This window comes from Salipiger sp. PrR002, from assembly GCF_010500775.1.
In the GTDB taxonomy this organism is placed as follows: Bacteria; Pseudomonadota; Alphaproteobacteria; order Rhodobacterales; family Rhodobacteraceae; genus Salipiger.
Genome location: NZ_JAAGOU010000023.1, coordinates 62354 through 76410 on the forward strand (window position 1 = coordinate 62354; position 14057 = coordinate 76410).

The window sequence follows — 14057 nt, forward strand, 5'->3', positions numbered from 1 at the left end:
CCTTCTTAAAAAAAGATGCGCAAGAGGACCACCGATATGAAATAGGTGAGAAGACCGAAGGCGATCGCCGAACTCGCCGCATACTGGAGGATATCCAGCCGGTTTCCTTTTCGGCGTCGCGCCAGATATCCACCCCAGATCGCACCCGCGACAATGCCCGCGATTACCAGCATGACTTTTTCTCCGTTCTTGTTCTCTTGTTGCACCGGTGTGTGCCGACCAGATCTGCAGCCAGTCCCACGGCCCAAGTAGTGAAGATGAGAGCCAGCAGCGCCCAGTCGCCGAAGCGCGCATAGAGGGTTGACGGATGAGCAGAGGGCAGAGCCGCATCTATGACACCGGTTTCTCCGTTGCCGAGCCGCGCGACGAGGTCACCGTTTGCGTCGATGATCGCGGAGATCCCTGTGTTTGCGGCCCGGACGATGGGAAGCCCTTCCTCGACAGCGCGCATGCGTGCGGAGGCGAGGTGCTGCTCCGGTCCAATGCTGGTTCCGAACCAAGCATCGTTGGTCGCATTGAAAATCCAGTCCGGCCGGAACAGGTCGTCGACCACATGCCCTGGGAAGATGATCTCATAGCAGATCGCCACGGCGACCAGCGGCACACCCGGAAGCGCAAGCGTTCGCGGGCCCGGTCCGGGCGTAAAATCGCCCAGACCCGCCGTGAGCCGCTCGATGGGCAACCAGCCGCGGAATGGCACATATTCGCCGAAGGGTACGAGATGGTGTTTCGCGTATCCGGTCAGGATCTCGCCGGTCTCGCCAAAAGCCTGGACCGTGTTGAAATATCGCATGCCATCATCGCTCGGTACACGGTCCGGCACTCCGGTGAGCAGCACGCTGCCGTCCGGTAACGCAGCGGCAATGCGGGCCCGCGCCTCCGTATCCTCATCGAGGAAACCCGGAAAGGCGGTTTCCGGCCAGAGAAGCACGTCGAAATCGCCGGGCCGGGTTGAAAGCTCAAGATAGCGCGCGAAGGTCGCCTCGCGGTTCTCGGGAGCCCATTTCTCCTCTTGTGGAATGTTGCCTTGAACAATGCGCAGGTCGACAGTGGGTGGCTGTTGTGCATCCGACTGGAGGCGAAGCGTGCCGACAGCCCACATCGTCGCTATGCCGGCCAGCGCCATGAGCGAGATGGTCAATCGTTGCCGCCCGGACGCCATGGCAGCCGCGCCGGGGAGTACCGCAACGAACACGGTGAGAAAGCTTAACCCATAGCTTCCGACCCAGGCGGCGGGCTGGCGAAAAGCGGCGTAATCGACCAGAGCGTAGCTGGCGAGGTTCCACGGAAACCCTGTCAGAACGTGACCACGCAACCACTCGGCCACGGTCCAGGAGGTCGCGAACAGGAGGCAGGTCAAGAGACTGCCCATGACTCCGCGCCGCGCGATTTCGGCAAAAAGCGCGGCGGCAATGGCTGGGAAAATCGCGAGACCTGCGGACAATCCCGCGACCGCCGGGATCGCCATCGTCCCAAACCGCTCGGCCTCGACGTAGAAACTTTCCGCGATCCACGAAATCCCGAAACCGAACTGGCCAAGACCAAACGCCCAGCCGACGAGGAAAGCGCGCCCGAAGGAGAGATCGCGAAGACCGACAAACAACGCGGAATAGGCAACGGGAACAAGCAAGAGAAGCGAGAAAGGCGGGAAAGTCAGAACGGTCAGCGCCCCGGCGACGAAACCAAGCGTCATCCGCGAAAGAAAACGGTGGCGCAGAGCGATGCGGTTCAGAATTTCCGGCTTCACGACTTGATCGAACGCCGCGCGCTGATCCATGGCGCGGCGAGCAAGAGCCCCACGCCACTGACTACAAATACATCGGCCAAGTTGAAGGCAGGCCAATGTGTTGTGCCAATGTAGAAATCGAGAAAGTCTGTTACAGCCCGATACCGCACACGATCGATGACATTGCCCAGGGCTCCGCCAATGATCGCGCCATAGGCAAGTGTTTCGACCGCATTTTCGGCGCGAAACAGCATAACCCCCAGCCAAACACAGATGGCAAGAGCGAGAGCGATGAGGCTCCACCACGGCGCGCCGCCCAACATCCCGAAAGTCACGCCGTCATTACGATAAAAGACGAGGTTGAATCCCGGAAACACGGGAATCCCGGCGCTTAAAGTGACGGCATTCGCAACGACAATGGCTTTGGTGATCTGATCGATCGCGAACGCAGCAAGTGCTGCGAAGACGCCGATCATCGGAGATACCTTGTTTAGTGACATTGCCTCATCCCAACCAGACATCAAGGAACAGCATCAGAACGAGCCCGACTGCGAGACCGAGCGTCGCCCTGTTCTGATGGCCGCTGCGATGGGTTTCGGGGATGATTTCGTGGCTAATGACGTAGAGCATTGCGCCCGCGGCAAAGGCCAGACCCCATGGAAGCAGCGGTTCCGACAGTGTGATGATGCCGGCCCCGAGCAAACCGCCAATCGGCTCGACCATGCCCGTCAGCGCCGCGATGCCCCAGGCGCGCAGCTTCGGATATCCCTCGCCCAGCAGAGATACAGCGACGGCCAATCCTTCGGGCGCATTCTGAAGCCCGATGCCGATGGCGAGCGGCAGACCGCCCTCCATACCTCCGGATCCGAAGCCGACCCCCACGGCAAGGCCTTCAGGGAAGTTGTGGATCGTGATCGCAATGATGAACAACCAGACCCGCCGCAAAGACGCCGCTTCGGGCCCTTCGCGTCCCGTCTTGAAGTGCTCGTGCGGCAGCTTTTCGTTCATCAGGGCGACAGCCCCCATGCCCAGAAGAATCGAAACGCATACGATGGCCGCAGGCATCGCGCCGTTTTCGAACATCGGCTCCGCCGCATCCAATGCCGGGATGATCAGCGAAAAGAAAGAAGCGGCGAGCATCACACCGGCAGCGAAGCCGAGCGACAGATCGCGTGTGGCCCGAGACGGGATGCGCCCGAACAGCACGGGAACTGCTCCGACTGCTGTGAGCGATCCGGCGGCAAGACTTCCGAGAAAGCCGAGCATTATCGGAGACAAATTTTCCATGGGCGGGCCAGATTATCCTTCGGCGTAGCTCGAAAAGACTTCCGTCGACCCGTCCTTGCGGATGAGGAAGACATCATAGGCCTCGCGGTCGTCTTCTGGCCCCATGCCGGGCGAGCCATAGGGCATCCCCGGAACAGCGAGGCCGACGGCGTCCGGGCGCTCCTCGAGAAGGCGGCGGATGTCAGCGGCCGGTACATGGCCCTCGATCACGTAGCCGTCAATGAGCGCGGTGTGGCAGGAGACCATGCGCTGCGGCACGCCGTTGTCTAGCTTGAAGCGCACGAGAAGCCCGCCGAACATGTCCTGGCCGGTCGGCACAAACCCGTTCTCTTCGAGATGTTTCATCCACGAGAGGCAGCAGCCGCATCCGTTGGTCTTGCGGACGTCGATCGCCGTTGCCTCTGCGAGGGCCTGGGCCGCTGGGAACAGGGCGAGCGTGATGGCAAGAGCTTGGGTCATGCGTTTCATGGGTCAGAGCCTTTCGGTTGTCGTTTTGGCAATCTCGCTGCCGAGGTTTTCATTCAGAAGCGCCCGCGCCTCGGCCAGACGCGAGAGCGCGGCGGTATCATCCGCATCGCTCTCGGCCGCTTCGGCGAGCCGGTCGTCAGAGAGGGGGTCAGTCGGGCGCCCATCCACGAGCACCTCATAGTGCAGGTTCGGACCTGTCGCCGTGCCAGTCGCGCCGACGCGGCCGATCACGTCTCCCGCCGCAACGCGTTGGCCTTGTGCCAAGTCTTCCGGCACGGCGCTCAGATGCGCGTAGCGCGTCATGGTGTCGGAGCCGTGCAAGATTTCGACCACGCGACCATATCCGCCGCGCCAGCCGATGAAATTGACCCGCCCCGGTGCCGTCGCTTGAACCGGTGTCCCACGTGCCGCTGCAAAATCGACGCCGGTGTGCATCCGGACGTTGCCAAAGACCGGATGCGTGCGGCGTCCGAACACCGAGCTGAGGCGTGCGCCCTCGACCGGCTGTGCAAAGACGCGCAGCACCTCGCCATCGACGTAGATCGTCGCCTGACCGCTGCCGTCGTCCGGCCATACGATCTCGTAAAGCGAACCGCCGATCTCCAGTGCGGCGAAGGCGAGTTCGGGCTGTCCGATCCTGTCCTCGCCGACCCGCGCCTCACGCCAGAGAAGCCTTAGTGTTTCGCCGCCGGACATCTCGCGGCGGAAATCCACGGTCCCACCCAGCATCTGCGCAAGGTCCACGGAAAAACGGGCGGGTATGCCGGCTTCGTCGAGTGCCGCGAAGATCGAGCTGTCGATTACGGCTTCGCCGGCAAGGGTTACGATCTCCGGATCCGGAGCCACGACCTGTGTGGACAACTGCTCGCCGAAAACCACCTCGATCCGAACCCCGTCCTCGACGGCGAGTGAGACGGTGCGGGGGCTGCCGTCCATGGTCGAAGCAACAGTGACCGAGTGCCCCGGCCGCAGCCGTCGCAGATCGTATTCCGCGCCAAGCGCGAGGGCAACTTCGGCTCTGTCAGGTGCCGCAAGTCCAGCTTCGGACAGCAAGAAATCGAGCGTCTCGCCAGCTGCAACGTCGCGCGACCATGTCGACAGCGGTGGCTCGATCGCCCGTACCGGCCTGTCGGCAACAGCGACCTGCAGAAGGGGCAGCGGGCTGAGATTGTGTGCATCGTCTGCCCATGCCGTCACGGGCAGCGTCACGGGAATGTCAACGTTCTGGGGGACTTCAGGACGTTGGGGCATCCAGCTACCTGCCTGGACAAGTTCCGGCGGCACGGGTTCTTTCGACAAAAGATCGAAGATGGCGATAGCCGCACCCGAAACCGTCCCCGCAATTGCAACACAAGCCGCCAAAGTTCTGAGCCTCATGTCGCCCCCTCCGTTTCTTCTTCCAGCGCGCGGCGAATTTTCGGCACCGCGAATTCTCTGGGTTCGTGATAGTCGATCATGGTGACGAACCGCCCAGAGGCTGCGAACAGGAAGACGCTCGCGGTGTGGTTCATCGTGTAATCGCCGCTTTCCGTCGGCACCCGCACGTAGGTGGCGCGGAAGCCGTCCGCGACGCGCGCGATCTGCTCTTCCGGTCCCGTCCAGCCGCGGATCGCCGGATGGAAGTAGCCGACATATTCGGCCATCGTTTCGACAGTGTCGCGCTCGGGATCGACCGTGATGAAAACCACGTTCATCTCGTCGGCCTCGTCTCCCAGATCGTCGAGCCATCCCGAAATGTCCGATAGCGTGGTCGGGCAGACATCGGGACAGTAGGTGAAGCCAAAGAACGCCATCGTCGGTCGCCCGATGAGGGCTTCCGGCCCGACCACGTTGCCCTCATGATCCGTCAGACGGAAGTCCATCTCGGTCAGGGCCACAGTCAGCTGCCCGACAGGTGCGGGTGCACCGGGTCCGTCGACCCGCCACCAACCGACGAAGAGCATCAGGGCGACCGCCCCAACAACGGCCGCGCCGTACCCCAGGATCGCCCGTCGCCGCATCAGTCCTCCGGCCCCCGCGCGGCGATGCCGAGGATCGGCACCTCGACCGTCACTTCGCCTCCGTCGTCGAAAAGCAGGGTCAGCGGAAAAGTGTCCCCTTCCGTCATTGGTTCTTGCAGCCGCATCAGCATTGCGTGCAGGCCCCCCGGTTCGAGCGCGATGCTCTCGCCCGGGGCGATCACGATCTCCCCCGCCGGGCTCATGGAGCTCACACCTTCGGCATTGGTCTTCGTCTCGTGGATTTCGGGCATCATCGCGAGCGGTGTTGTAAGGCCGATCAGCGTCACCGGCTCGTCGCTAGTGTTGCGGATCGTCATGTAAGCGGCCCCGGGACGGTTCATCCCGATGGAGGCGCGGGACCACGCGTTCTCGACGACAACATCCTCGGGTCCGGCCAGCGCGGGCACCGAGAGCCCTCCAAGGGTCAAAAGCGCGGCCAGTGTGCCAGTCAAAATATACTTTTTCATCGTTCTGATCCTGCCCTTTCCATTCAGCTTTGCGCGGCAGCGACTTCGGCGGCCACCAGACGACGCAACTCTGCCTCCCCGAATGGATCGAGCGGCTTGCCGTTCACAAAGAATGTGGGCGTCTGGCGAATTCCCACGGCCTCGACGTCAGCACGATCCTGGTTAAGGATCGCCACGACACCGGGTGCCAGCATTTGCGTGCGCGCGGCTTCGGCATCGAGTCCGGCCGTGGCGGCGATCTGAAGGATCAGGCCAGGCGCCGGGGCACCGTGCGACGCCCATCTCGGCTGTTCCCGCAGAACGGCCTCGAGCACCGGCACGTAAACGTCCTGCATGCGCGCCGCCTCGAGCACGCGGATGGCTTCCTCGGATGCCGCGCCGTGGAAGGGCGTGTAGCGGATCACGACGCGGACAGCTTCCCCATGCTCGGCCATGATGTCCTTCACGATGGGATGAAAGGCGCGACAGGCCTCGCAGGCCGGATCGAAGAATTCGACGATCGTGACGGGCGCATCCGCAGGCCCGAGGATGGGCGAGTAGGGGCGGATCATCGCCTCCGCAAGTTCCGGAGCAACGGGCTCCGCTTCGGCCACTGGGCCGGGGCGGATTGCAAACCAGGTGGCTCCGCCGAAACCGGCGGCGCCGAGGGCAAGAACGGACAGGATCAGGCCGCGTCGATTCATGTTCGTGTGTCCTTCAATGAAAGGGCCGACAGCGCCCCGATCAGCGCGAAGGCGGCGAGCGCCATCAGCGGGATAGGGATGCCGACGACCAGTTGGTTGTCATCGGTGCAAGAGGGGCCGGTGGCCGTGCAGGGCTGGACGCGTTCGGGAACAAGACCGACGTACAGCCCCATGTGCCAGAGGGCGATTGCGCCGCCGCCAAGCGCCAATGCGATGCCGTAGCGCCCCACGCGGCCGTCCCGCCACCAAAGGCCGAGCCCGAGGACAATGGCCAAGGGGAACATGAAGGCGCGCTGGAACCAGCACAGCACACAGGGCGTCTGCCCCAGCACCTCGCCGATGAAAAGCACGGCAAGCGAGGCGACGAGCGCGATGATCCACGCCAGCCCGAGGGCTGTTTCTCCGGACATACGGTTCATGTCGGTCAGATCCTCTCTTCCAGATCGGCGAGGATCTCTTCGGCGGAGGTGCCGTAGGGCCACGAGTCGGCGAAGCCCGCGTCGGGATCGAAGAGGAACAGATGCGACGTGTGGCCCATCGTGTAACCATCCGGCGCCGCAGCCTCTTCGACGCGTTCGAAGAAGATCGGAAAGGTCTCGGATGTGGCGGCGATCTGTTCCGGCGTGCCGGTCAGCCCGATGATGCCCGCATCGAACAGCGGGACGTATTCGGCGAGTGCTGCGGGCGTGTCTCGTTCAGGGTCGATTGTTATGAAAATCGGCTGGACCTTGGCGGCATCGTCGCCCAGACCGTCCATCACCGCCGCGACCTCGGATAGGGTCGTCGGGCAGACGTCGGGGCAGTTGGTAAAGCCGAAAAAAACCAGCATCCAGCGCCCCGCAAAGTCCTCCTCGGTTCGAACCATACCCTGGTGGTCCGTCAGTTCGAACTCAGCGAAAAAAGGCGGTTCGGCGTCGGTTCGGGCGCTATCGGCACGATAATCGGACCATAGCAAAAGCCATATGAAGGCAAGCGCTGCCACGCCTGCCAAAACCCAAAGAAACTTCTGTGCCGATGTAAGGGACAATCCTGTTCGCCTGATTTTGATTCTTATTGCCTGTGCGGATACATCCTCTAGCTGCTAGAGGTTCAAGCACGAGATCATGGTATAGCTTGAACTCACGCGTCTGTGAATCCGACACTTGTTTATTCCGACGGCAAAACCTACACAAACTGTATCTTTTTCATGGAGGCGAAAATGCTCACGATCGGTACTCTGTCAAAGAAGACTGGCACAAAAGTGCAGACCATCCGGTACTACGAACAGATCGGACTCATGCCCGAACCTGGCAGGACCGAAGGCGGACAGAGGCGCTACGACAATGCACAGCTTGATCGACTGTCCTTCATCCGCCACTCGCGGCAACTCGGCTTCTCGCTCGATGCGATCCGCGAGCTGCTCGACCTCAGCGACCATCCCAATCGGCCCTGTGATGAAGCTGATGCCATCGCGCGTCGCCAGCTCAAACAGGTGGAGCAGCGCATGGCCCGCCTGAAGGCGCTGCGCACGGAACTGAAACGCATGGTTCACGAATGCAGCGGCGGGCGGACGGGAGATTGCAAGGTGCTTGAGGTGTTGCGGGACCATTCGGAATGCCTGACCGAGCACGAGGAAATCGGGGCCTGAAGGAATTCAGCCAACATTCCGGCTGGAACGCAGATCAGCCGCAGAAGTTAATGTGTCGTACAACACAAGCTGGAACCACAAAATGGCCGCTAGACAAGATTCAATGGAGAGACGGACGCTTTGGATCGTTCTGGCGCTCAATATCGGTTTGGCCGTGGCCTTTTTCGCAACAGGCGCCTTCGGCGACTCAAGTGCCCTGATCGCCAACGGGCTCGATAACCTCTCCGACAGCTTCGTCTACGCGATCAGCCTTTTCGCTTTGTCCCGATCCGCCAAATGGAAACGCGGGGCGGCGAACGTTTCCGGCGGGCTGCTGATCCTGTTCGCTGCAGGCATCCTCTACGATGCGTGGCGCCGCTACATCGGTGGGTCAGATCCGCTCGGGACGATCATGATTGCAATGGCCCTGATCGCGGCGGCTATCAACGCAGTCTGCGTTTGGCTGCTCGCTAAGCTCAAAAATCCGGACGTCAACATCCGCGCGGCCAACACCTTCAGTTACAACGATTTCGCCGCGAACCTCGGTATCGTCGTGGCCGGTGGCCTCGTCGCCTGGCTAGGAACCAACTGGCCGGACCTCGTCGTCGGCGTGATTGTCGCCGGGATCGCGGCCTGGGGCGGTATCGATATTCTACGCGACGCACATGGCGAACACCACAAAGCGGTTCACACGGGCAAATAGTTGCGGGAGATTCTTTCTGAAGAAAGGGTTGAAGCTATAGTGACTATAGCAATTAGGTTTGTTCCAAGACGATTCGAGGAGCGACTCCGTTGCAGATGACCGACCCCCTACTTGCACCCACCAAACTACTGGATTTTGACGCCGCGCCTCTTGCGCATCTAATTGAGACCCGCGGCTGGCGCGGCTTATCCGAATACGATCGGATCGGAGCTGCCTATGATTTCGTTCGGAATGAAATCGCGTTCGGATACAATCGAGCCGACGACATCCCCGCATCCGAAGTGCTTTCCGACGGCTACGGGCAGTGCAATACCAAAGGCACGCTCTTGATGGCGCTGCTGCGTGGTGTTGGCATTCGTTGCCGGTTGCATGGGTTTACTATCCATAAAGGCTTGCAGCGCGGTGTTGTCCCTGAGCTGGTGTATCCGCTTGCTCCGCAGGAAATTCTCCACTCATGGGTCGAGATCGAATTTCAAGGTGCCTGGATCAACCTTGAAGGCTTCATCCTGGATGACGCTTTCCTCAAAGTCCTGCAAACGTCTTTCTCGGACACGGACAGTCTCTGCGGTTATGGCGCGGGCACGGATTGCCTTGGCGCGCCTCCCGTCGCCTGGAACGGAGAAGATACCTACATTCAGAAAACCGGCATCGTGCAGGATTTCGGCGTGTTTGATACGCCGGACGCCTTCTATTTGTCCCATGAGCAATCCTTTGGATGGCTGCGTGGCGCCCTTTACCGTCATATAATTCGCCACTGGATGAATGCGCGCGTACGTGGTTTCCGCAGCGGCCGCCTGAAGACTGACCGACGCGCGACACACGCGCACGCGGAGCCTGCCAATGCCACATGACCACGGGCACGCGCATTTCGATCCGGATTCCGGCGATCGGCGGGTTGCCATCGCCATCTGGGCAAACGGGCTACTTACCGTTGCGCAAGTCGTCGGGGGCATATTCTCGGGCAGTCTGGCACTGATCGCCGATGCGCTGCACAACTTTTCCGATATGGCCTCGCTTGTCATTGCCTTCGCCGCACGCAAGATCGCGCGCCGCCCAGCCGATGAGCGCATGACCTTCGGCTATGGTCGGGTCGAAATCGTCGCAGCCCTGGTTAACTACACCACCCTGATTTTGATCGGCTTCTACCTGATCTACGAAGGTGGCATGCGCATGATTGATCCACCCGAAGTCATGGGTTGGACCGTCGTCATTCTCGGTGGAATTGCGCTTGTGGTCGACACGCTGACCGCAATGCTGACCTATTCGATGCAGAAGGGCAGCGTGAACATCCGCGCGCTTTTCCTGCATAACCTGTCGGACGCGCTTGCTTCGGTCGCGGTTATCGTCGCTGGGTCGCTGATCATCCTTTACGACATGCGTTGGGTCGATCCTGCCATCACCATCGGCATCGCCATCTACATCCTGTATCTGTCTTTCACTGAAATAGGCGGCCCAATCCGAACCCTGATGCTCGGGAGCCCGCCGGACATCGACAACGAGGCCGTCGTCGAAGCGATGCGGAAAGTCGAAGGCGTCGCCGACGTCCACCACGTCCATCTCTGGCAAATGCAAGAGCACGAGGCTGCGCTCGACTGCCATGTCGTCGTGGCAGCCGAGGGGTGGTCGAAGATTGAAGAGATCAAGAGCGCGATCAAGAAGCGGCTGAAGGGAGAATTCGGCATCAGCCATTCCAGCCTCGAATTCGAGCACGAGGATCGCGCTCATCAGAACGCCGATCTCTATGGTCACGGTAATTCGAGAGATGGGGAGGAAACTCATACTCACGAGAAAAGATAACCGAGCATGAGGATATCATTTCCTCATTTGCGACGGCAAGTTGACGTCGACCAACGTCAAGTGGACTGATGAACCTTTGCATGAGCAACTGGCTGCGAAGGGCAGTAACGAAGGTCTGAGGCGGATACACTACAGGGGTATCACGTCCAAGTTACAGAATGTCACTTGACCTCCCCTTGCTGGAAGGTTGTAGCAGCAACTGTATGACCTGCGTTTTTCGCCTTGTTTTGATTCTCATGCTGACCTTCGGTGCAGTGACTGCGCCGGATATGTCGTCGGCCAGTATGTCAATCACGGCTATGGCGCAGATGGAACCCACCGAAAGCGCCGATGGCCTCTGCAATGGTTGCGATCCCGCTGGATTTGCTGACGGTACTGCCTGTGAAGGTGGGTGTCCTGTTCCTTGCGGCTCCAGCGGTACGGCTGGCCTCCTTGCCAAGATGCCGTCAGAGCGGCTCGCGATGCCCTTTGGTACTGCCATCCGGGGTGCCGAACCTTTGATCCCAGCCGGCGCAAATCCGTCGCTTGATCCGTTCCCTCCCAAACTGCCTGTTTGAACCTGATACCGGCCTCGCCTGCTGCGAGGCCTGATTGTTGCCTTGGTCGAAGCTGGCTGAGTGCGACCCTTTCAGATCAAGGCAGTTGCGATGATTCTCCACAGACCGATTTCACGAAGGCACGTGCTTCGCACAGGTGCCGCATTCACAGCCCTATCCGCTCTGTCACCTGCACGAATGGCAATGGCCGATCCAACTGGGGACCCATTCGTCCTACGCGCGGCATCCGGACAGGCCGCCCTGCGCCCGTCACCATACGGCCCGACTAATGTCTGGAGCTATAACGGGTCCGTCCCCGGCCCTGAAATCAGGGTCCGGCGGGGCGACCGCGTGCGGGTTCTGGCTCAGAATGGGTTGGATGAAGGGACCACAATCCACTGGCATGGCATTCGCACGCCCAATGCGATGGACGGAGTGCCGTTCCTCACGCAGGACCCGATCCCGGTTGATGGCGATTTTCTCTACGAGTTCGATGCGCTGGATGCGGGCACGTTCTGGTACCATCCGCACCAGCGCAGTTCGGAACAGGTCGGACGCGGCCTTTACGGGCCACTGATCGTCGAGGAGGCGGACCCGATCCGCGTGGATCGTGACCTGACCTGGATGCTGGACGACTGGCGCATGACCCGGGACGGGCAAATTGCGGATGACTTCGGCAACCGCCACGACGCGACGCACGGCGGTCGTATTGGTAATTCCGTGACCATCAACGGCCAGATACCCGACCGCATCGCGGTGCGGCCCGGTGAGCGCATCCGCTTGCGGCTAGTCAATGCGGCGAACGCGCGGATATTCGGGCTGGATTTCGGTGGTCTTGCACCGGTTGTGGTCGCTTTGGACGGTCAACCCGTGACTCCCCATGCCCCTGACAGCGATATTGTGGTGATCGGACCAGCCATGCGTGTTGATCTGGTGATCGACATGACTGGCAAGCCCGGAGAAGTCGTCACCGTCACCGATGTCTTCTACGAAGGCCTCGAATACCGTCTGGTCGACCTCGTCTACGGGCCTGACAGGCTGCGGGACAGTGTGCCGGATTGGTCGATGGACCTGCCGCCCAACCCGCTGGCCGAACCGGACATGGCGTCGGCCGCGCGGCACCAGATCGTCTTCAACGGCGGAATGATGGGGCAGATGATGATGGGCAGCGGTATGGGGTCGATGATGGACCAGATGCGCGAGGGCAACATGTGGTTCATCAACGGAGAAGCCGCGACGGGTCATATGATGGACCCCTTGCTGGTCCTGCCGCAGGGCACGTCGCACGTGTTCGAGATGGATAATCGCACCGCCTGGCACCATCCGATCCATTTTCACGGGCATTCGTTCCGTGTGATCGCCCGCAACGGACAACCGACTCGGTATCGCGAATGGCAGGACACCGTCCTGATGGCACCCGAAGAACGGGTCGAGATCGCCTTCGCCGCGGACAATCCCGGTGACTGGATGTTCCATTGCCACATTCTGGAACACCAGGCGGCGGGCATGATGGGCGTCATCCGTGTCGAACCTGGCACGACCAAAACCTGAAACTCACACACTTAGGACCATGAAAATGAATGAACCGATAAAGAAGATACTTGGATTTGCCAGCCTCGGCACGGCAGGTGCCGTCGCCGTCCTTGCGATGAGCCTGAATGCCGCGCCTGCCGCGGCGCAGGAGGTCACGCTCTACAAGAACCCACAATGCGGATGTTGCGAGAGTTACGCGGACTATCTGCGCGAGAACGGTTTCACGGTGGAGGTGAAGCCGACCCACGATCTGGCGCAGATCAGCCGCGATGCGGGCATCCCGGATGACTTCCAAGGCTGCCACACAGGCTTTTTGGACGATTACGTCATCAGCGGCCACGTGCCGATTGATGTCGTCAACAGGCTGCTGGAAGAGCGCCCGGAAATTGCCGGTGTGACTCTTCCCGGCATGCCATTGGGGTCGCCGGGTATGGGCGGCGCGAAACAGGAGCCCTTCAAGATTTACACCGTCGAGGAAGGTGTGAGCCCGACCGTATATTCGGTCGAATGATCAATCGCGCGGTCTGGTGCGAACCCGTGCCAGACCGGTTTCAAGGGAAAACAAAGGATGGAATGCATGATGATGGACGGTGGAATGATGGGCGGCGGCATGATGATTGCGATGGGCCTCGTCTGGTTGCTGATCGTGGGTGTGCTGGTGCTCGCGGCGATCGCCTTGGTCAAATACATCCGCTCGGACAGCGGAAAATAGAGATGTGCCAGAATGCGGATTGAGGGTGCCAGCAGCGGCGACAGCCTGTTGTCGATGGGGTTGGTCTGGGCGCTTTGCGTCCTGCTTGTCCTGTCGTCGCTCGCGGCACTCATCGTCCTCTGTAGGTGGCTCGTAACAAGAAGGCGGAAACTTAGTGAAAAACACGATTAGGCTCTCGGCTGTCCTGCTCGCCACAACGGTTTTGCCCGTAGCGGCGCAGAGCGACGTGCTCATGGGCGAGCGCCTTTATCAAGAGAATTGTGCCAGTTGCCATGGGGCAAACCTGGAGGGGCAATCAGATTGGCGCACACGATTGCCGAACGGCAGGTTGCCTGCCCCGCCGCACGACGCCTCCGGCCATACCTGGCATCACCCCGACCGCGTATTGCTCGACATCGTGAAACGCGGACCGGCGGCGATTGTCGGGAACGGGTACGAAAGCGACATGCCCGGATATGAGGATGTGCTGACAGACGATGAGATCACGGTATCCGCCGTCTCTGCCCCATTGATGTTCGGGTTGCCCCTGGCTTTTTGGC

At 60.8% G+C, this 14057-nt stretch carries 19 protein-coding genes; 8 read left to right on the top strand and 11 right to left on the bottom strand.

The features are described from left to right. Nucleotides 1-5: 5 nt before the first annotated feature. Genes G0A00_RS26415 through G0A00_RS19165 form a run of 11 tightly spaced genes read right to left on the bottom strand, consistent with a single transcriptional unit; the run spans nt 6 to nt 7622 of the window. Nucleotides 6-173, bottom strand: a complete 168-nt coding sequence (locus G0A00_RS26415) for a hypothetical protein (RefSeq protein WP_009815492.1) — start codon at nt 171-173, stop codon at nt 6-8. Continuing rightward, a complete protein-coding gene (gene lnt, locus G0A00_RS19120) occupies nt 164-1777 on the bottom strand; it encodes an apolipoprotein N-acyltransferase (protein WP_043772545.1) in 1614 nt (537 codons plus the stop codon). The genes G0A00_RS26415 and lnt overlap by 10 nt, the downstream gene beginning before the upstream one ends. Further along, entirely contained in the window at nt 1744-2202 is a 459-nt protein-coding gene (gene lspA, locus G0A00_RS19125; protein ID WP_009573591.1) for a signal peptidase II, read from the bottom strand. The genes lnt and lspA overlap by 34 nt, the downstream gene beginning before the upstream one ends. Before the next feature lie 28 nt (nt 2203-2230). After that, complete coding sequence (locus tag G0A00_RS19130) at nt 2231-3013, bottom strand: ZIP family metal transporter (RefSeq protein WP_038008344.1); 783 nt, start codon at nt 3011-3013, stop codon at nt 2231-2233. 12 nt (nt 3014-3025) lie between these two features. Continuing rightward, on the bottom strand, nt 3026-3481 hold the full coding sequence (locus G0A00_RS19135) for a DUF411 domain-containing protein (protein WP_043772538.1): 456 nt from the start codon (nt 3479-3481) through the stop codon (nt 3026-3028). A gap of 3 nt (nt 3482-3484) precedes the next feature. Beyond that, nucleotides 3485-4858: a M23 family metallopeptidase gene (locus G0A00_RS19140; RefSeq protein ID WP_043772535.1), complete on the bottom strand. Its 1374-nt coding sequence runs from the start codon at nt 4856-4858 to the stop codon at nt 3485-3487. Further along, nucleotides 4855-5481 carry an SCO family protein gene (locus G0A00_RS19145; protein WP_043772532.1) on the bottom strand — a complete coding sequence of 209 codons (627 nt, stop codon included), beginning with the start codon at nt 5479-5481 and terminating at the stop codon, nt 4855-4857. The genes G0A00_RS19140 and G0A00_RS19145 overlap by 4 nt, the downstream gene beginning before the upstream one ends. Continuing rightward, nucleotides 5481-5948, bottom strand: a complete 468-nt coding sequence (locus G0A00_RS19150) for a copper chaperone PCu(A)C (protein ID WP_043772530.1) — start codon at nt 5946-5948, stop codon at nt 5481-5483. The genes G0A00_RS19145 and G0A00_RS19150 overlap by 1 nt, the downstream gene beginning before the upstream one ends. Before the next feature lie 23 nt (nt 5949-5971). After that, nucleotides 5972-6631 carry a thioredoxin domain-containing protein gene (locus G0A00_RS19155; RefSeq protein ID WP_018001721.1) on the bottom strand — a complete coding sequence of 220 codons (660 nt, stop codon included), beginning with the start codon at nt 6629-6631 and terminating at the stop codon, nt 5972-5974. Continuing rightward, nucleotides 6628-7050 carry a disulfide bond formation protein B gene (locus G0A00_RS19160; RefSeq protein WP_043772523.1) on the bottom strand — a complete coding sequence of 141 codons (423 nt, stop codon included), beginning with the start codon at nt 7048-7050 and terminating at the stop codon, nt 6628-6630. The genes G0A00_RS19155 and G0A00_RS19160 overlap by 4 nt, the downstream gene beginning before the upstream one ends. 5 nt (nt 7051-7055) lie before the next feature. Then, nucleotides 7056-7622, bottom strand: coding sequence for an SCO family protein (locus G0A00_RS19165; RefSeq protein WP_068286472.1), 567 nt, complete (start codon nt 7620-7622; stop codon nt 7056-7058). 207 nt (nt 7623-7829) lie between these two features. Between G0A00_RS19165 and G0A00_RS19170 the strand changes: the two genes are divergently transcribed. The 8 genes from G0A00_RS19170 to G0A00_RS19200 all read left to right on the top strand — a co-directional run. Beyond that, the gene (locus G0A00_RS19170; RefSeq protein WP_013959865.1) at nt 7830-8258 is read left to right on the top strand and encodes a helix-turn-helix domain-containing protein; all 429 of its coding nucleotides are present in this window, start codon (nt 7830-7832) and stop codon (nt 8256-8258) included. A gap of 103 nt (nt 8259-8361) precedes the next feature. Continuing rightward, complete coding sequence (locus G0A00_RS19175) at nt 8362-8940, top strand: cation transporter (protein WP_043772518.1); 579 nt, start codon at nt 8362-8364, stop codon at nt 8938-8940. Between the two features lie 95 nt (nt 8941-9035). Continuing rightward, entirely contained in the window at nt 9036-9791 is a 756-nt protein-coding gene (locus G0A00_RS19180; protein WP_084615419.1) for a transglutaminase family protein, read from the top strand. Next, nucleotides 9781-10737 (top strand): cation diffusion facilitator family transporter, encoded by a 957-nt coding sequence (locus tag G0A00_RS19185; protein WP_043772516.1) that lies wholly within the window; start codon nt 9781-9783, stop codon nt 10735-10737. The genes G0A00_RS19180 and G0A00_RS19185 overlap by 11 nt, the downstream gene beginning before the upstream one ends. Before the next feature lie 740 nt (nt 10738-11477). Continuing rightward, a complete protein-coding gene (locus G0A00_RS19190; protein WP_235940240.1) occupies nt 11478-12824 on the top strand; it encodes a multicopper oxidase family protein in 1347 nt (448 codons plus the stop codon). Nucleotides 12825-12843: 19 nt separating this feature from the next. Further along, nucleotides 12844-13317, top strand: a complete 474-nt coding sequence (locus G0A00_RS19195) for a DUF411 domain-containing protein (RefSeq protein ID WP_235956751.1) — start codon at nt 12844-12846, stop codon at nt 13315-13317. 66 nt (nt 13318-13383) lie between these two features. Continuing rightward, the gene (locus tag G0A00_RS26780) at nt 13384-13518 is read left to right on the top strand and encodes a hypothetical protein (RefSeq protein WP_009503829.1); all 135 of its coding nucleotides are present in this window, start codon (nt 13384-13386) and stop codon (nt 13516-13518) included. Nucleotides 13519-13702: 184 nt separating this feature from the next. Further along, nucleotides 13703-14057: cytochrome c (locus G0A00_RS19200; protein WP_235953179.1), on the top strand; the 355-nt coding region annotated here is incomplete at its 3' end.